The sequence below is a fragment of the Pseudomonas sp. NFR09 genome (assembly GCF_900111535.1).
Classification (GTDB): domain Bacteria; phylum Pseudomonadota; class Gammaproteobacteria; order Pseudomonadales; family Pseudomonadaceae; genus Aquipseudomonas; species Aquipseudomonas extremorientalis.
The window spans coordinates 67,710-83,828 of the sequence record NZ_FOIH01000016.1 but is presented as its reverse complement, the minus strand read 5'-3'; the positions used below and the strand labels follow the sequence as shown (position 1 = coordinate 83,828).

Here is a 16,119-nt window from a genome sequence, read left to right as displayed (position 1 = left end):
ACTGCCTGTGACTGGCTTGTTTATTACCCTGGAAGGCCCCGAAGGCGCCGGCAAAAGCACCAACCGCGATTACCTGGCCGAGCGCTTGCGCAGCGAAGGCATCGAGGTGGTGTTGACCCGTGAGCCCGGTGGCACGCCGCTGGCCGAGCGTATCCGCGATGTGCTGCTGGCGCCGGGTGACGAGCAGATGAACCCGGACACCGAGCTGCTGCTGGTGTTCGCCGCCCGTGCCCAGCACCTGGCCGAGGTGATCCGTCCGGCCCTTGCCCGTGGTGCCGTGGTGATTTGTGACCGTTTCACCGATTCCACCTACGCCTACCAGGGCGGCGGTCGGGGCTTGTCCGTGGAGCGTATCACCACTCTGGAAACCTTTGTCCAAGGCGACTTGCGCCCTGACCTGACCTTGCTGTTCGATCTGCCGGTGGAAGTCGGCATGGCCCGTGCCAGCGCCCGTGGCCGCCTGGACCGCTTCGAGCTGGAAGGCGATGGGTTCTTCAACGCGGTACGCAGTGCATTCCTCACACTTGCCAAGGCGGAGCCCGCGCGGTACTCCCTGCTGGATGCAGCCCAGCCGCTGGCGCAGGTGCAGCAGGCCATCGACGCGCTGCTACCCGAACTGCTGGAGCGCGCCCGTGGCTGAAGCCTACCCGTGGCAGGACAGCCTGTGGCAACAACTGGCCGGCCGTGCCCAGCACGCCCACGCCTACCTGTTGCATGGGCCGGTGGGGATCGGCAAGCGAGCGTTGGCCGAGCGCCTGATGGCAAGCCTGCTGTGCCAGCGCCCGATCAATCTTGAGGCCTGCGGCGAGTGCAAATCCTGCCTGCTGCTCAAGGCTGGCAGCCACCCGGATAACTACCTGCTGGAGCCCGAGGAAGCCGACAAGGCAATCAAGGTCGACCAGGTGCGCGACCTGGTCAGCTTCGTGGTGCAGACCGCACAGATGGGCGGACGCAAGGTGGTGCTGATCGAGCCGGTGGAGGCGATGAACATCAATGCTGCCAACGCCTTGCTCAAAAGCCTGGAGGAGCCGTCCGGCGATACGGTGTTGTTGCTGGTGAGTCACCAGTCCAGCCGTTTGCTGCCGACCATCCGCAGCCGCTGCGTGCAGCAGGCGTGCCCGCTGCCAAGCGAGGCCATGAGTCTTGCGTGGCTGGCACAGGCGTTGCCGGAGTGCTCCCAGGACGAACGGGTCGAGTTGCTGACCCTGGCCGCCGGTTCGCCGTTGGCGGCGGTGAAGCTGCAGGTCCAGGGCGTGCGTGAACAACGGGCGCTGGTGGTGGAGGGGGTCAAGAAACTGATCAAGCAGGAAGTGTCCGCCACCCAGCTGGCAGAAAACGCCTGGAAGGACATCCCCCTGCTGTTGCTGTTCGACTGGTTCTGCGACTGGTCAAGCCTGATCCTGCGCTACCAGCTGACCCAGGATGAAAACGGTCTGGGCCTGCCGGATATGCGCAAGGTGGTGCAGTACCTGGCGCAGAAAAGTGCCCAGGACAAGGTGCTGGCGATCCAGGACTGGATCCTCGCCCAGCGCCAGAAGGTGCTCGGCAAGGCCAACCTCAACCGCGTGCTGCTGCTTGAAGCGTTGCTGGTGCAATGGGTCGGTTTGCTCGGACGCCGTTAATTTCCGTGGCCGGCGGGTGTATCGTCGGCCAGACACTTTTCGTGACTGAAGTTGTAGATTCCTATGATTGTAGATTCCCACTGCCACCTTGACCGCCTCGACCTGGCCCAGCACGGCGGTTCCCTTGACGCTGCCCTCGACGCCGCACGCCAGCGTGGGGTAGGGCACTTCCTGTGCATCGGCGTCAGCGCGGAGAATGCAGCGGACGTCAAATCCCTGGCCGAGCGTTATGCCGATGTGGATTGCTCGGTGGGCATCCACCCGCTGGACCTCAAGCCCGGTGAAGCCCCGGCACTCGACTGGCTGCTGGGTGAACTCAATCACCCGCGCGTGGTGGCCATTGGCGAAACCGGCCTGGATTACCACTACGAACCCGAAGCCGCCGAGTTGCAGCAGGCTTCGTTCCGCCTGCACCTGCAAGCCGCCCGGCAGACCGGCAAACCGGTGATCGTCCACACCCGTGGCGCCCGTGCCGACACCCTGACCCTGCTGCGCGAAGCGGCATTGCCCCAGGCTGGCGTGTTGCATTGCTTTACCGAAGACTGGGACATGGCCAAGGCGGCGCTGGACCTGGGGTTCTATATTTCGCTGTCGGGTATCGTCACCTTCCGCAACGCCGACGCCCTGCGTGATGTCGCACGCCAGGTGCCCGCCGACCGCCTGCTGGTGGAAACCGATTCCCCGTACCTGGCTCCCATCCCCCATCGCGGCAAGCCGAACCTGCCGGAGTATGTGCGCGACGTGGCGGATTACCTGGCGATGCTGCGCGGTGAGTCCTACGAGCGTTTTGCCGAGCAGACTACCGAAAACTTCAAGCGCCTTTTCCCACTGGCCCACGTCGCTTCTTAACGCGAGGGCCAAATCGCAGGCAAAAAAAACCCGGGTTCTGGGGGGGGAATCCGGGTTAAGACCATTAGGAGTAAAACAAGGGTACGCGGTCCGTTGGTACCCAGGTCGGCGCTTCACTTGGGGGAGATGTCACGCCGACAGTTCAAGTATTGATCAGTATCCGATTCAGTCCAGTCGCGGCTGATCGTTTTTTAAACAGATTTGGAATACGCGCGCTTCGCTTGAGTTCTCATCAGGCCGGTGCACGGGTGCAGTTGTTGCGTATTATTTCTGACTGATATCTATGAAAACGTTGGCGTGCTGAAAGTAAAGTGCATTCCGGGTTCACATAGACATTGCCCAACGACCGTTCAGTCGGGATAATCCCTCGCACCGGGTAAATCGTATCGCCACGTATCCGTGGCCCTGCGCAACCCTCCCTAATCCGACCTTTGCAGACCTCTTCCTCATGCACAAAGAACCCCGTAAGGTCCGTGAGTTTCGCCGCCGTGAGCAGGAAATTCTCGACACCGCACTCAAGCTGTTCCTTGAACAAGGTGAAGACAGCGTCACCGTCGAGATGATCGCGGATGCCGTGGGTATCGGCAAAGGCACGATCTACAAGCACTTCAAGTCCAAGGCCGAGATCTACCTGCGCCTGATGCTCGACTATGAGCGCGACTTGAACGAGTTGCTGCACTCGGCCGATGTCGACAAGGACAAGGAAGCCCTGTCCCGTGCCTACTTCGAGTTCCGCATGCGTGACCCGCAGCGCTATCGCCTGTTCGACCGGCTGGAAGAGAAGGTGGTCAAGGGCCACCAGGTGCCGGAGATGGTCGAGGAACTGCACAAGATCCGCGCCTCGAACTTCGAGCGCCTGACTCTGCTGATCAAGGGGCGCATCAGCGAAGGCAAGCTCGAAGATGTGCCGCCGTATTTCCACTACTGCGCCGCCTGGGCCTTGGTCCACGGTGCCGTGGCGCTGTACCACTCGCCGTTCTGGAGCAACGTACTGGAAGACCAGGAAGGTTTCTTCCAGTTTTTGATGGATATCGGTGTGCGCATGGGCAACAAGCGCAAGCACAGCAGTGAGCAGCCACCGGCAGAAACGCCTGCCACGTAATGATTTGCTGCCACGCGTAGTACCCCAGGAATATACTCAGGCATGGACTCTTGCTAAAAGCTGATTTATCAGTCAGCTTTTAGCGCGCCCGAATCATCCTCTGCCGGAGTGATCCATGATCGTTGATCGTCAAGGCAGGCGTTTTCGCAATTTGCGGATCAGCCTGACCTCAGCCTGCAATTACGCGTGTACCTACTGCGTGCCTAACGGCAAGCGGCTGGTGGCTGCCCAGGACGAACTCTCCGCCGAGGCCATGGCCCGTGGTGTGGAATACCTGATCGAAGCGGCGGGCATCGACCGCCTGCGCATCACCGGCGGCGAGCCGCTGGTCAGCCCCAAGCTGGAAGCGTTCATGGGCGCCGTGGGGGGGATGGGGCTCAGCGATATCAGCCTGACGACCAACGGCCAATTGCTGGCGCGCAAGCTGCCGTTGCTGGTGGAAGCCGGGATCAAGCGCATCAACGTGTCCCTCGATACACTCGACGCAGATGCCTTCCGCAGCATTGCCCGTGGTGGCGACCTGGCCACTGTGCTCGACGGCATGGACCAGGCCCGCGCTGCCGGCATCAAGATCAAGGTCAATATGGTGCCGTTACGCGGCCAGAACCTCGACCAGGTCATGCCGCTGCTCGACTATTGCCTGGAGCGTGGCTACGAGCTGCGCTTTATCGAGTTGATGCGCATGGGCCACCTGGCCAAGGACTCCAACGCGTTCCTGCAGCAGTTTGTCAGCCTGCAACAACTGCTGGGTTTGATCGGTGAGCAGCATGAATACCTGCAAGCCAATGCGCCTGTGGATGCCACTGCCGTACGCTACGAAATCCCCGGTAAAGGCTTCTTTGGTGTGATCGCCAACGAAAGCGTACCGTTCTGCCGCACCTGCTCACGGTTGCGCTTGTCGTCCACGGGTTGGTTGCATGGCTGCCTGTCGTCGAGTAACCGTCACTACGTCGGCGACCTGCTGGACAAGCCGCGCCATCAAGCACTCCCGGCCTTGCAGGGGCTGTTGATGAAGGCGTTGGGTGACAAGCAGGAGGTGGCTTTTTCTGGCGGCGCCACCATCATGAAAATCATCGGCGGCTAACCAACCCGCCAAGCCAGCACACAACCAACTGTGGGAAGGGGCAAGCTCCTCCCACATTTGTTATAGGTTGCTGCCAAATGGCGCAAAACCTGCATCACACGCCCATTCGCCGGTTTTCCGTCACCGGCTTCTGGAGGATTAGGATGCGTAGTGTGGTTTTGTTGCTGGCGTCGTTGACGCTGAGTGGCTGCATGACCGTCAGCGATATGGCCGAAGGCACCCGCTATCAGATGAGCGACGCCGGTTTGCTGGACCACAGCGATACCCGCCGTACCGCCTCGGTACGCATACAGCCGGACTCCTTTGTCTTTATCGCCCAGGGCGCCTTTGTGCCGCCGGGCAGTGCCTACCCGCGGCCGAACGTGGTGGCCGAAGAAGCCTTCAATGGCTTTGTCGAGTACTTCCCCATGGTGCGCCGCGCCCGTCAGCCTGAAGGCCTGGAGCAGGCCATGGCCGAAGCCCGTGCGGCGGGGGCTCACTACCTGCTGTACTGCCGTTTCGCTAAGGCGGATGACCGCATCGGCAACGCGGATGAATGGGCCGACCAGGAAGCCCTCGACCGCGTCGGCCTGGACAGCGGCGTCATCCAGATCATGTTGATCGAGACCAGCACCCAGTATTTGATTGATACTGCACGTATACGCAGTCGTGGCGGTTTACTGACGTTTCACGACAACAAGCCAGAAGATCTGATTGCCCGCCCCCTGGCGCAGTACGCCCGCGGCCTGTTGGGGATGAGCAATCCATAAGACCCAGGAGAACCCCATGACCGATTCCGCCAAGGCCAACGACCTGTTGGCCCAGTTGCCCAAGGGCAAGGGGCCGGCCCCGGTGCACCTGTGGAACCCGGACTTCTGCGGCCAGATCGACATGCGCATAGCCCGTGATGGCACCTGGTTCTATCAAGGTACGCCGATCGGGCGCAAGCCGATGGTCAAGCTGTTCTCCAACATCATCCGTCGTGATGGCGATGATTACTTTCTGATTACCCCCGTGGAAAAAGTCGGCATCACCGTCGATGATGCACCGTTTGTCGCCATTACCCTGGAAGTCGAAGGGCAGGGCGAAAGCCAGGTGCTTCGCTTCACCACCAACGTCGATGACCAGGTCGAAGCCGGCCTCGAACACCCGCTGCGGGTGGTGATCGATCCTGTGACCCAGGAGCCTGCACCCTATCTGCGAGTGCGCAGCAACCTCGAAGCCCTGGTGCACCGCAATGCGTTCTACCAGTTGGTGGAGTTGGCAGTGAGCCGTCCGATCAACGGTCAGAACTGGCTGGGCGTCTGGAGCGCAGGGGAGTTTTTCCCTATTGGCCTGGAGCCCTGAAGCCGGTTTTATCATCTCCCTGAAATAATTCGCTTGCTGCACATGGGCGCTTTGCGTTATCAATTTGTACATGATTAGACATGTTCGATTTGATAAGAAAAAACGCGTCGTCGACGAGCTCATCCGCCGTATCGAGGGTGGGGTGATGGCCGACGGTTTCCTGCTGCCGGGCGAGCACCAATTGGCCGAGGAGTTCGCGGTCAGCCGCGGCACCCTGCGCGAGGCCCTGGCCGAACTCAAGCGGCGCAACTACATCGCGACCCAGAGCGGCGTCGGCTCCATCGTGACCTTTGACGGCATGGTGCTCGACCAGCGCAGTGGCTGGGCCCAGGCCCTGGCGGACACCGGTGCGAAGGTCAACACCGATATCCTGCGCCTGGAAGCGGTGACCCGCCCGGACCTGCTCAGCCGTTTCGGCAGCGACCAATTTATTGCCCTCGACCGCCGCCGTCGCACTACCGATGGCACTGCCGTGTCCCTGGAACGCTCGCTGATGCCCGCTTCCGGAGGCCTGGAGGGCCTGCCAAGAGTAGGCCTGATCGATAATTCCCTGACCATCACCCTGGCCGCCTACGGATATGTCGGCGCCGAAGGGGACCAATGGATCGGTGCCGAGCCCCTCAGCGATGAAGATGCCGAGTTGCTTGGCCGCCCAGCCGGCACGGTGTTCCTCAAGGCTTCGCGTACCACCTACGACCGTCGCGAACGTTTCATGGAGTATGTCGAAAGCTTGCTCGACCCTCTGCACTTTCGCCTGCACCTGCAATTTGGAAACTCGAAATGACCCCGCTCAATCGCGCCCTCGGCGCGTTCTACGGCCTGGCCTTGGGCGATGCCCTGGGCATGCCGACCCAGTCCTTGAGCCGCGAACAGGTGCGTGCGCGTTTCGGTGCCATCACCGGCCTGGAAAACGCCGATGCCGACCAGCCCATCGCACCGAACATGCCCGCCGGCTCCATCACCGATGACACCGAACAGGCCATCCTGGTGGGCGAGTTGCTGGTGGAAGGCCGAGGCAAGATCGAACCCACTGTGCTTGCCGAGCGCCTGATCGACTGGGAAGCGGTGATGCGTGCCAAGGGCTCGCAGGATTTGCTCGGCCCCTCCACCAAGCGTGCGATCGACATGATCCTCGCCGGCCACACCCCGGAAGAATCCGGCCGCTACGGCACCACCAACGGCGCCGCGATGCGCATCACGCCAGTGGGGATTGCCGCCGATGTCAGCGACCCGGCGCAGTTTATCCAGGCGGTGATCCAGGCCTGCCAGGTCACCCACAACACCACCCTGGGTATTTCCAGCGCGGCGGCGGTGGCGGCGGTGGTGTCGGCCGGCATCAACGGCGTGGACCTGGGCGAAGCGTTGAACATCGGCACCCAGGTTGCCCAGCAGGCCGAAGGCCATGGTCACTGGATCGCTGGTGGGCGGATTTCCACGCGCATCAGCTGGGCGCGGACCTTGAGCGTCGGCAGCGGTGACAAGGCCCTGTTCGCCGACCTGTTGTACGAATTGATCGGCACCTCCGTCGCGTCCCAGGAGTCGGTGGTGGTGTCGTTCGCCCTGGCCCAGCAAGTGGCGGTGGGCGAAATGAATGCCTTCGAGGCGTTGTGCCTGGCGGCCAGCCTTGGCGGCGACACTGACACCATCGCGGCGATTCTCGGCGCCATGCTCGGTGCGTGCCTGGGCATGCAGTGCTGGCCCGAGGCGATGATCGAACAGGTCAAGCAGGTCAATGGCCTGGATCTGCAATCGCTGGTTCAAGAGCTGTTGAAAATGCGCTGAGTCAGGACGACCGGAAGATTCGCTTTGTATACCTGCCACAACCACAACAATACAGGCACCTGGAGCACCCCCTCATGAGCAGTACATCTTCCGGTCAAAGCGCCGGGCAATTGGAAACACGCGGCATCGAACCGGTCCCGGAAGGCGAGTGCAACGGCCACCCGCTGCAACTGTTCTGGGTGTGGTTCGCGGCCAATATCAGCATCCTCGGCTTGCCGCTCGGCGCCACGCTGGTCGCGTTTCGCGGCCTGGCGATCTGGCAGGCCATCATCGTGGCGATCCTCGGCGCCGCCGGCTCCTTTGCGGTGGTCGGCATCATCTCCATTGCCGGCCGTCGCGGCCGTGCGCCCAGCCTGACGCTGTCCCGCGCCATCTTCGGTGTGCGCGGCAATATCGGCCCGACCCTGGTGTCGCTGATGTCGCGCCTGGGCTGGGAAACCGTCAACACCACCACGGCGGCCTTTGTGCTGCTGTCGTTGTGCTCGATCCTGTTCGGCTCGCCGGTCGAAGCCAAAAGCGCACCGGTGCTCACCCTGGTCTTTATCGCCATCTTCGTGCTGCTGACCTTGTCGGTATCCGGGCTGGGCCACGCCACCTTGCTGGTGATCCAGAAGTGGGCCACCTACGTGTTCGGCGCGTTGAACATCCTGGTCGGCGGCTTTCTCTGCGCCACGATCGACTGGAGCGCGGTGTTCAACGCTACCCCGGCACCGTTGAGCGCGATGATCATCGGCATCGGCACCATGGCCGCCGGCACGGGTATCGGCTGGGCCAACGCCGGCGCGGACATGTCGCGCTACCAGCACCGCAGCGTCAAGGCGGTGCGCCTGGTGGCGTCGGCAGCATTCGGTGCGGGCATTCCGCTGGTGCTGTTGATCACCCTCGGCGGCCTGTTGTCGGTGGGCAACAACGACCTGGCTTCGGCCACCGACCCGATCGTCGCGATCCGCGACATGCTGCCGACCTGGATGGCCGTGCCATACCTGATCACCGCGTTCGGTGGGTTGCTGCTGTCCAACAACCTGTCGGTGTACTCGGCGGGCCTCACCACGCTGACCCTCGGTTTGAAGGTCAAGCGCGTGCATGCGGTGATCGTCGACATCGTGGCGATCTTCGCCGGCTCCATCTACTTCATGCTGATCGCCGACAGTTTCTACGGCCCGTTCATCACGTTCATCTCTTTGCTGGCGGTGCCGATCACGGCATGGGTCGGCATCTTTGTGGTCGACCTGATCCACCGTCACTACTACAGCGCCAAGGACCTGCTGGACGTGAGCCCAAGCAGCGCCTACTGGTATCGCGGCGGTGTGGAGTGGCGTGCCTTCGGTGCCTGGGCCGTGGCGATCGTGCTGGGCTTCAGCTTCACCACCATCGGCACCACCGCCGAGAACATCTGGTTCGCCGGGCCTTTGTCCGACTCCTGGCTGGGCCACAACGGCCTGGGCTGGATCGTCACCTTCCTGGTGGCCGGCGGGATTTATGCGGTGCTGGGCGGTGCGGCTGACCGTCGCCCGGCTTTAGTCGAGAGCCCTAATGTCTAGATTGCTGCACACCGGCCAGGTCATCGTCGACCTGGTCATGGCCCTCGATACCTTGCCCGCAACCGGCGGCGACGTGCTGGCGCAATCGGCCAGTTTCGAAGCCGGCGGTGGCTTCAATGTGATGGCGGCTGCGCGGCGCAATGGGTTGGCGGTGGTCTACCTGGGCCGTCACGGCAACGGGCGTTTCGGCGAGCTGGCGCGTGCGGCGATGCAGGCGGAAGGTGTCGAGATCGCCCAAGCGGCCAGCACGGATAAAGATACCGGTTTGTGTGTATCGCTGACCGAGGCCACCACCGAGCGCACGTTCATTTCCCATATCGGTGCTGAAGGCGAGTTGAGCGCCGACGACTTGGCGCGGGTGGTTCCACAGGCGGACGATTATGTGTATGTGAGTGGCTACAGCCTGTTGCTGGAAGGCAAGGCTCAGGCTCTGCTCGACTGGTTACTGGCCCTGCCTCGTGATATCCAGGTGGTGTTCGACCCGGGGCCGTTGGTGAAGGCACCGGATTCGGCGCTGATGGTGGCGCTGTTGCCGCGTATCGATATCTGGACCAGTAACGGCCCTGAAGCACTGGCATTTACCGGGGCGGAAACGGTTGCAGAGGCGCTGGTCGACCTGAATCGTCATCTGCCCGGCGACGCCTTACTGGTGGTGCGGGATGGGCCGAATGGCTGCTGGGTGAGCCGCAATGGCCAGCCGGAGCATGTGCCGGGGTTCAAGGTGACGGCGGTGGACAGCAATGGCGCAGGTGATGCCCACGCCGGGGTGTTTATTGCAGGGTTGGCCGATGGCCTGGCACCTGCCCAGGCAGCGCGCCGGGCGAACGCAGCAGCAGCGCTGGCCGTGACACGCTGGGGGCCGGCTACATCGCCTGGCAGCGCAGAAGTCGACGCCTTGCTCCGGGAATAGGGGGGGCAAAAAATGTGGAGGGGGCAAGCCCCCTCCACATTTGAGGCTACTGGCTCGTTTCAGACTCCAGCTTGCGCGCCTCATCCACACCCGACGCCGTCAGCTTGATCGGCAGGTTCAACGCATATTCACCGGCGGCGTCTGTGGTCACATGCCCATCCTTGATCAGGCCGCGATCCTGCAGGAATGCCAACGCACTGGCGACGACTTTTTCTCCGCGGTAGTTATCCAACACCTCCTTGCCCAGCCCTTGAGGGTGAGCGTGCAGCAGGCGGGTCAGGACTTCTTTTTCAAGGTCTTTGTCGACGTTCATGCGTACCTCTTCACTGGGAAATGATCGGGTGTTCGTCAGGCGTTGGTTGGATCAGGGCGCAGGTTGTTTCGGAGCGCCGGGCAGGTTCGAGTCATCGCCCTTATTGATCTTGGGTTCATTGACCGATGGACCCATTTTGCCGTTGCCGACGGCGGCTGGCGCCTGGCGTTGAGTGTCATGACCCTGGGTGTGCGGGTCGGCGGCATTGGTATTGTCAATGACTGCGCCGCCATTGGTGTCCAGGCCGGTGCCCATGGATTTCTGGGACTCGGTGGTGGCGTCCGGATTGGTCGGGCCGGTAGAGGAGGTGGCTGCAAAACCGCTCAGCGAAACCGAAGACAACAGGCCAGCCAGGGCGAGGGCAGCAAACTTGGAATGCTTCATGAGGGTGTCTCCATATGATGAATGTCCTTACCCTCTATTGGTCCGCCGGTGTTCTGCGTTCGTGCCTTGATGGCGACGAACGGTCTTGTGTCACCTGTAAGATTTTGTGTGCCAGTGACCACGAAAATGCGCTGCAACTCGTCACGAAAGCGCCTTAGTATGTGTGCTTTGAAATTGCCAAGGCTCACCCATGACCATCGAGATTCGCCCCGCCGTGCCCAGCGATGCTGCGCAGATCCTGACTTTCATCACCGAGCTTGCCGAGTATGAGAAGGCCCGGCATGAAGTGATCGCCAGTGTGGTGGACATCGAGCGCAGCCTGTTCAGCGAAGGGGCGACCGCCCATGGCCTGATCTGTTTGCGCGATGGCTTGCCGATTGGTTTTGCGGTGTTCTTTTTCAGCTATTCCACATGGCTGGGCAGCAACTGCCTGTACCTGGAAGACCTGTACATCAACCCGGAGCAACGCGGTGGCGGCGCAGGCAAGAAGCTCTTGCGCCACCTGGCGAAGATCGCGTTCGACAACGGTTGCGGTCGCTTCGAGTGGAGCGTGCTGGACTGGAACGAACCGGCGATTGCCTTCTATAAATCCATCGGCGCCCAGCCGCAGGAAGAGTGGGTGCGTTACCGAATGGAAGGCGATGCGCTGCGTGATTTCGCCTTGGGCTAGCTGAAAATCAAAATGTGGGAGGGGCTTGCCTACTCCCACATTTTTTTGTGCTTTGCTCACTATATGGGATGCAAATTTATATATTGAGATGTTTCAAAAGATGGGTTTATAGTCGGCTGCATCAGCACTCACTACCAAAAATAAAACAGGTGAAGCGATGCAGGCACAACCGTTGTCACTCCCCGCCGTGCCCGAGCCCATCTACGGCGAGCGGCTCAAAGGCAAAGTGGTGATCATCACCGGTGCCGCCCAGGGCATTGGCGAGGCGATCGTCGCGTGTTTCCAGGCGCAGCAGGCGAAGCTGGTCATCGCCGATATCCAGGGTGAAAAGGTCGAGAACGTCGCGACCCACTGGCGTGAACGTGGCGCCGAGATCTACGCGCAACCCGTCGATATCACGTCCAGGGAGCAATGGCAGGCACTGGTCAATGTGGCCATCGAGCGCTTCGGCCGGGTGGATGTGCTGGTCAATTGCGCCGGGGTCAATGTGTTCCGCGACCCGCTGGAGATGACCGATGAAGACTGGCGCCGCTGCTTCGCCATCGACCTCGACGGCGCCTGGTACGGCTGCCGCACGGTGCTGCCGCACATGATCGAGCAGGGCATCGGCAGCATCATCAACATTGCCTCCACCCATTCCAGCCACATCATCCCCGGCTGCTTCCCCTATCCCGTGGCCAAGCATGGCCTGCTTGGCCTGACCCGCGCCCTCGGCATCGAATACGCGCCCAAAGGCATCCGTGTGAATGCCATCGCGCCGGGCTACATCGAAACCCAACTCAATGTCGACTACTGGAACGGTTTCCCCGACCCCCACGCCGAGCGCCAGCGTGCGTTCGACCTGCACCCGCCCAAGCGCATCGGCCAGCCGATCGAGGTGGCGATGACTGCGCTGTTTCTGGCGACCGACGAGGCGCCTTTTATCAACGCCACCTGCCTGATGATCGATGGCGGGCGGTCTGTGATGTACCACGACTAACGCGTTTTCCAATAACAAGAAAGAGGTGGTTCATGTTCAAGAAGACTCTAGGCACCCTCGCGCTCGCCCTTGCCTTCAGTGGCTTTGCATCGGCCGAAGAAGTGAAGATCGGCTTCCTGGTCAAGCAGGCCGAAGAACCCTGGTTCCAGACCGAATGGGCCTTCGCCGAAAAAGCCGGCAAAGAACACGGCTTTACCGTGATCAAGATCGCCGTGCCCGATGGCGAGAAGACCCTATCGGCCATCGACAGCCTGGCCGCCAACGGTGCCAAGGGCTTTGTGATCTGTCCGCCGGACGTGTCCCTCGGCCCGGCCATCGTGGCCAAGGCCAAGGTCAATGGCTTGAAAGTCATGGCTGTGGATGACCGCTTTGTCGACGCCAAGGGCAACTTCATGGAAGACGTGCCGTACCTGGGCATGGCGGCCTTTGAAGTGGGCCAGAAGCAGGGCACCGCGATGGCGGAGGAGGCGAAAAAACGCGGCTGGGATTGGAAGGACACCTACGCGGTGATCAACACCTATAACGAACTCGACACCGGCAAGAAGCGCACCGATGGTTCGATCAAATCCCTGGAAGACGCCGGCCTATCCAAAGACCATATCCTGACCGCCGCACTCAAGACCCTCGACGTTCCCGGCAGCATGGACGCGACCAACTCGGCCTTGGTCAAACTGCCTGCAGGCGCGAAAAACCTGATCATCGGCGGCATGAACGACAACACCGTGCTGGGCGGCGTACGCGCCACCGAAAGCGCCGGCTTCAAGGCGGCCAACGTGATCGGCATCGGCATCAATGGCACCGACGCCATCGGCGAGTTGAAAAAGGCTGAAAGCGGTTTCTTCGGCTCCATGCTGCCCAGCCCGCATATCGAGGGTTACAACACCGCGCTGGCGATGTACGAGTGGGTCACCACCGGCAAGGAGCCTGCGAAATACACGGCGATGGACGAAGTGACGCTGATCACCCGCGCCAACTTCCAGGCAGAGCTGACCAAGATCGGGCTGTGGAAATGACCGGCGCGGCCTTGCGTTTCAACGGCATCGGCAAGGAGTTTCCCGGTGTGAAAGCCCTGGCGCAGATCAGCTTTGAAGCGCGGCCGCGCGAGGTGCATGCGTTGATGGGCGAGAACGGTGCGGGCAAGTCGACGCTGCTGAAAATCCTTGGCGGCGCCTACCTGCCCAGCAGCGGCTCACTGCAGATCGGCGCGCAGACCATGGCCTTCCGAAACGCCGCCGACAGCATTGCCAGCGGCGTGGCGGTGATCCACCAGGAGCTGCACCTGGTGCCGGAAATGACGGTGGCCGAGAACCTGTTCCTTGGGCATTTGCCGACGCGCTTCGGGGTGGTCAACCGCAGCCGGTTGCGCAAGCAAGCGTTGGCCTGCCTCAAGGGGCTGGCGGATGAAATCGATCCGGATGAGAAGCTCGGCCGGCTTTCCCTTGGGCAACGCCAACTGGTGGAAATCGCCAAGGCGCTGTCCCGTGGCGCCCATGTGATTGCCTTTGACGAACCCACCAGCAGCCTGTCGGCGCGGGAGATCGACCGCCTGATGGCGATCATCACGCGCCTGCGTGACGAAGGCAAAGTGGTGCTCTACGTGTCCCACCGCATGGAAGAAGTGTTCCGCATCTGCAACGCCGTCACGGTGTTCAAGGACGGTCGCTACGTGCGTACTTTCGATGACATGAGCACGCTGACCCACGATCAATTGGTGACGTGCATGGTGGGTCGCGATATCCAGGACATTTACGACTACCGCCCGCGTGAACAGGGCGAGGTGGCGCTGAAGGTCGAGGGCTTGCTTGGCCCGGGCCTGCGTGAGCCGGTCAGCCTTCAGGTACACAAGGGCGAGATTCTCGGCCTGTTCGGCCTGGTCGGGGCAGGGCGCACTGAGCTGTTTCGGCTGCTGAGTGGTTTGACCCGCAGCACCGCAGGACGCCTGGAACTCTGTGGGCAACCACTGCAGCTGCATTCACCCCGCGATGCCATCGCCGCCGGGGTGCTGCTGTGCCCGGAGGACCGCAAGAAGGAAGGCATCATTCCGCTATCCAGCGTCGCCGAGAACATCAATATCAGTGCGCGTGGCGCCCATTCTGCGTTCGGCTGGCTGCTGCGCGACGGTTGGGAAAAGGCCAACGCCGACCGGCAAATCAAAAGCATGAAGGTCAAGACGCCGAACGCCGAACAGAAAATCATGTACCTGTCCGGTGGCAATCAGCAGAAGGCCATTCTCGGCCGATGGCTGTCGATGCCGATGAAAGTGCTGCTGCTGGATGAGCCAACGCGAGGCATCGATATCGGCGCCAAGTCGGAGATCTACCAGATTATCCATAACCTGGCGGCCAGCGGCATTGCGGTGATTGTGGTGTCCAGCGACCTGATGGAAGTGATGGGGATTTCCGACCGTATCCTGGTGATGAGCGAAGGCGCCCTGACCGGCGAACTCACCCGCGACCAGGCGGATGAAGCACGGCTGTTGCAACTGGCTCTCCCGCGTTCGCGGGCTTGAAGAATTCGAGGTGAATGATGTCCGAGGTAAAAACTGCAAAGGGCTTCTGGCCGGGTTTCAACCAGCGCAAATTCCTCGATGACTGGGTGATGCTGCTCGCCGCGTTGAGCATCTTTGTGCTCAGCGCGTTGTTTATCGACAACTTCCTTTCACCGCTGAACATGCGTGGGCTGGGCCTGGCGATTTCCACCGTAGGCATTGCCGCGTGCACCATGTTGTTCTGCCTGGCCTCCGGGCATTTCGACTTGTCGGTGGGCTCGGTGATTGCGTGTGCCGGCGTGGTCGCGGGCATCGTGATCCGCGACACTGACAGCGTGGTGCTCGGTGTCGCGGCAGCGTTGGCCATGGGCCTGGTGGTGGGACTGATCAACGGCATCGTCATCGCCAAGCTGCGCATTAATGCATTGATCGCGACGTTGGCGACCATGCAGATCGTGCGCGGCCTGGCCTACATCTTCTCCAACGGCAAAGCGGTGGGGGTGATGGATGAGGGCTTCTTCGTGTTCGGCAACGGCCAGCTGATGGGCGTGCCGGTGCCGATCATCATCACCGTGCTGTGCTTTGTGTTCTTCGGCTGGCTGCTCAACTACACCACCTACGGGCGCAACACCATGGCCATCGGTGGTAACCAGGAAGCGGCATTGCTGGCCGGGGTGAACGTCGATCGCACCAAGATCATCATCTTTGCCGTGCACGGGTTGATCGGCGCCCTGGCCGGGGTGATCCTCGCCTCGCGCATGACCTCGGGCCAGCCGATGATTGGGCAAGGGTTCGAGCTGACCGTGATCTCGGCGTGTGTATTGGGCGGGGTGTCATTGAGTGGCGGCATCGGCATGATCCGCCATGTGATTGCCGGGGTGTTGATTTTGGCGATCATCGAGAATGCGATGAACCTGAAGAACATCGACACCTTCTACCAGTACGTCATCCGTGGTTCGATCCTGTTGCTGGCGGTCATCATCGACCGCATGAAACAGCGTTGATCCCGAGCCCTATGAAGATTCGAATGTGGGAGGGGGCTTGCCCCCGATAGCGGTGGGTCAGTGGA

18 protein-coding genes are annotated in these 16,119 nt (G+C 61.6%); 16 read left to right on the top strand and 2 right to left on the bottom strand.

The window, feature by feature from the left end; all coding sequences use genetic code 11:
- Positions 1-7: 7 nt before the first annotated feature.
- The 11 genes from tmk to BMX59_RS28015 all read left to right on the top strand — a co-directional run bounded on the left by tmk (position 8) and on the right by BMX59_RS28015 (position 10,216).
- A complete protein-coding gene (gene tmk, locus BMX59_RS28065; RefSeq protein ID WP_093128127.1) occupies positions 8-640 on the top strand; it encodes a dTMP kinase in 633 nt (210 codons plus the stop codon).
- Positions 633-1,622 carry a DNA polymerase III subunit delta' gene (locus BMX59_RS28060; protein WP_093128124.1) on the top strand — a complete coding sequence of 330 codons (990 nt, stop codon included), beginning with the start codon at positions 633-635 and terminating at the stop codon, positions 1,620-1,622. The genes tmk and BMX59_RS28060 overlap by 8 nt, the downstream gene beginning before the upstream one ends.
- Before the next feature lie 63 nt (positions 1,623-1,685).
- Complete coding sequence (locus BMX59_RS28055) at positions 1,686-2,471, top strand: TatD family hydrolase (RefSeq protein ID WP_092242558.1); 786 nt, start codon at positions 1,686-1,688, stop codon at positions 2,469-2,471.
- Positions 2,472-2,919: 448 nt separating this feature from the next.
- Entirely contained in the window at positions 2,920-3,573 is a 654-nt protein-coding gene (locus BMX59_RS28050) for a TetR/AcrR family transcriptional regulator (RefSeq protein ID WP_071490496.1), read from the top strand.
- 115 nt (positions 3,574-3,688) lie between these two features.
- Positions 3,689-4,657, top strand: coding sequence for a GTP 3',8-cyclase MoaA (locus BMX59_RS28045; RefSeq protein WP_071490495.1), 969 nt, complete (start codon positions 3,689-3,691; stop codon positions 4,655-4,657).
- Positions 4,658-4,800: 143 nt separating this feature from the next.
- Positions 4,801-5,406: a DUF4823 domain-containing protein gene (locus BMX59_RS28040; protein WP_071490494.1), complete on the top strand. Its 606-nt coding sequence runs from the start codon at positions 4,801-4,803 to the stop codon at positions 5,404-5,406.
- Between the two features lie 16 nt (positions 5,407-5,422).
- Positions 5,423-5,983, top strand: coding sequence for a DUF1285 domain-containing protein (locus BMX59_RS28035; RefSeq protein ID WP_093128122.1), 561 nt, complete (start codon positions 5,423-5,425; stop codon positions 5,981-5,983).
- A 70-nt stretch (positions 5,984-6,053) separates the two neighbouring features.
- Entirely contained in the window at positions 6,054-6,767 is a 714-nt protein-coding gene (locus BMX59_RS28030) for a GntR family transcriptional regulator (RefSeq protein ID WP_092242568.1), read from the top strand.
- Positions 6,764-7,765, top strand: coding sequence for an ADP-ribosylglycohydrolase family protein (locus BMX59_RS28025; protein ID WP_092242570.1), 1,002 nt, complete (start codon positions 6,764-6,766; stop codon positions 7,763-7,765). Before BMX59_RS28030 ends, BMX59_RS28025 begins: the two co-directional genes overlap by 4 nt.
- Before the next feature lie 74 nt (positions 7,766-7,839).
- Positions 7,840-9,306, top strand: a complete 1,467-nt coding sequence (locus BMX59_RS28020) for a purine-cytosine permease family protein (RefSeq protein WP_092242572.1) — start codon at positions 7,840-7,842, stop codon at positions 9,304-9,306.
- Positions 9,299-10,216, top strand: a complete 918-nt coding sequence (locus BMX59_RS28015) for a PfkB family carbohydrate kinase (RefSeq protein ID WP_093128119.1) — start codon at positions 9,299-9,301, stop codon at positions 10,214-10,216. Before BMX59_RS28020 ends, BMX59_RS28015 begins: the two co-directional genes overlap by 8 nt.
- 46 nt (positions 10,217-10,262) lie before the next feature.
- Here BMX59_RS28015 and BMX59_RS28010 read toward each other — a convergent pair whose 3' ends face one another.
- Together BMX59_RS28010 and BMX59_RS28005 are read right to left on the bottom strand one after the other, a co-directional pair.
- Positions 10,263-10,529 carry a hypothetical protein gene (locus BMX59_RS28010; RefSeq protein WP_058427435.1) on the bottom strand — a complete coding sequence of 89 codons (267 nt, stop codon included), beginning with the start codon at positions 10,527-10,529 and terminating at the stop codon, positions 10,263-10,265.
- A 51-nt stretch (positions 10,530-10,580) separates the two neighbouring features.
- Positions 10,581-10,913 carry a hypothetical protein gene (locus BMX59_RS28005; protein WP_058427434.1) on the bottom strand — a complete coding sequence of 111 codons (333 nt, stop codon included), beginning with the start codon at positions 10,911-10,913 and terminating at the stop codon, positions 10,581-10,583.
- A 190-nt stretch (positions 10,914-11,103) separates the two neighbouring features.
- On the opposite strand from BMX59_RS28005, the gene BMX59_RS28000 reads away from it, so the two are divergent.
- The 5 genes from BMX59_RS28000 (at position 11,104) to araH (ending at position 16,054) form a co-directional block, all read left to right on the top strand.
- Positions 11,104-11,583 carry a GNAT family N-acetyltransferase gene (locus BMX59_RS28000; protein WP_010208407.1) on the top strand — a complete coding sequence of 160 codons (480 nt, stop codon included), beginning with the start codon at positions 11,104-11,106 and terminating at the stop codon, positions 11,581-11,583.
- A gap of 157 nt (positions 11,584-11,740) precedes the next feature.
- Positions 11,741-12,562, top strand: a complete 822-nt coding sequence (locus BMX59_RS27995; RefSeq protein ID WP_093128117.1) for an SDR family oxidoreductase — start codon at positions 11,741-11,743, stop codon at positions 12,560-12,562.
- 32 nt (positions 12,563-12,594) lie between these two features.
- The gene (locus tag BMX59_RS27990) at positions 12,595-13,575 is read left to right on the top strand and encodes a substrate-binding domain-containing protein (protein ID WP_093128115.1); all 981 of its coding nucleotides are present in this window, start codon (positions 12,595-12,597) and stop codon (positions 13,573-13,575) included.
- On the top strand, positions 13,572-15,071 hold the full coding sequence (gene araG / locus BMX59_RS27985) for an L-arabinose ABC transporter ATP-binding protein AraG (protein WP_092242584.1): 1,500 nt from the start codon (positions 13,572-13,574) through the stop codon (positions 15,069-15,071). The genes BMX59_RS27990 and araG overlap by 4 nt, the downstream gene beginning before the upstream one ends.
- 17 nt (positions 15,072-15,088) lie before the next feature.
- Positions 15,089-16,054, top strand: a complete 966-nt coding sequence (araH, locus tag BMX59_RS27980) for an L-arabinose ABC transporter permease AraH (protein WP_093128222.1) — start codon at positions 15,089-15,091, stop codon at positions 16,052-16,054.
- Positions 16,055-16,119 lie beyond the last annotated feature (65 nt).

Bases quoted from the DNA above. Each gene is read 5' to 3' on its own strand.
- BMX59_RS28030 (WP_092242568.1), top strand. From the start codon at position 6,054: ATGATTAGACATGTTCGATTTGATAAGAAAAAACGCGTCGTCGACGAG.
- BMX59_RS27990 (WP_093128115.1), top strand. From the start codon at position 12,595: ATGTTCAAGAAGACTCTAGGCACCCTCGCGCTCGCCCTTGCCTTCAGT.
- BMX59_RS28035 (WP_093128122.1), top strand. From the start codon at position 5,423: ATGACCGATTCCGCCAAGGCCAACGACCTGTTGGCCCAGTTGCCCAAG.
- BMX59_RS28025 (WP_092242570.1), top strand. From the start codon at position 6,764: ATGACCCCGCTCAATCGCGCCCTCGGCGCGTTCTACGGCCTGGCCTTG.
- BMX59_RS28020 (WP_092242572.1), top strand. From the start codon at position 7,840: ATGAGCAGTACATCTTCCGGTCAAAGCGCCGGGCAATTGGAAACACGC.
- araG (WP_092242584.1), top strand. From the start codon at position 13,572: ATGACCGGCGCGGCCTTGCGTTTCAACGGCATCGGCAAGGAGTTTCCC.
- BMX59_RS28045 (WP_071490495.1), top strand. From the start codon at position 3,689: ATGATCGTTGATCGTCAAGGCAGGCGTTTTCGCAATTTGCGGATCAGC.
- BMX59_RS27995 (WP_093128117.1), top strand. From the start codon at position 11,741: ATGCAGGCACAACCGTTGTCACTCCCCGCCGTGCCCGAGCCCATCTAC.
- BMX59_RS28005 (WP_058427434.1), bottom strand. From the start codon at position 10,913: ATGAAGCATTCCAAGTTTGCTGCCCTCGCCCTGGCTGGCCTGTTGTCT.
- BMX59_RS28000 (WP_010208407.1), top strand. From the start codon at position 11,104: ATGACCATCGAGATTCGCCCCGCCGTGCCCAGCGATGCTGCGCAGATC.
- BMX59_RS28040 (WP_071490494.1), top strand. From the start codon at position 4,801: ATGCGTAGTGTGGTTTTGTTGCTGGCGTCGTTGACGCTGAGTGGCTGC.
- BMX59_RS28015 (WP_093128119.1), top strand. From the start codon at position 9,299: ATGTCTAGATTGCTGCACACCGGCCAGGTCATCGTCGACCTGGTCATG.
- araH (WP_093128222.1), top strand. From the start codon at position 15,089: ATGTCCGAGGTAAAAACTGCAAAGGGCTTCTGGCCGGGTTTCAACCAG.
- BMX59_RS28050 (WP_071490496.1), top strand. From the start codon at position 2,920: ATGCACAAAGAACCCCGTAAGGTCCGTGAGTTTCGCCGCCGTGAGCAG.
- BMX59_RS28055 (WP_092242558.1), top strand. From the start codon at position 1,686: ATGATTGTAGATTCCCACTGCCACCTTGACCGCCTCGACCTGGCCCAG.
- BMX59_RS28010 (WP_058427435.1), bottom strand. From the start codon at position 10,529: ATGAACGTCGACAAAGACCTTGAAAAAGAAGTCCTGACCCGCCTGCTG.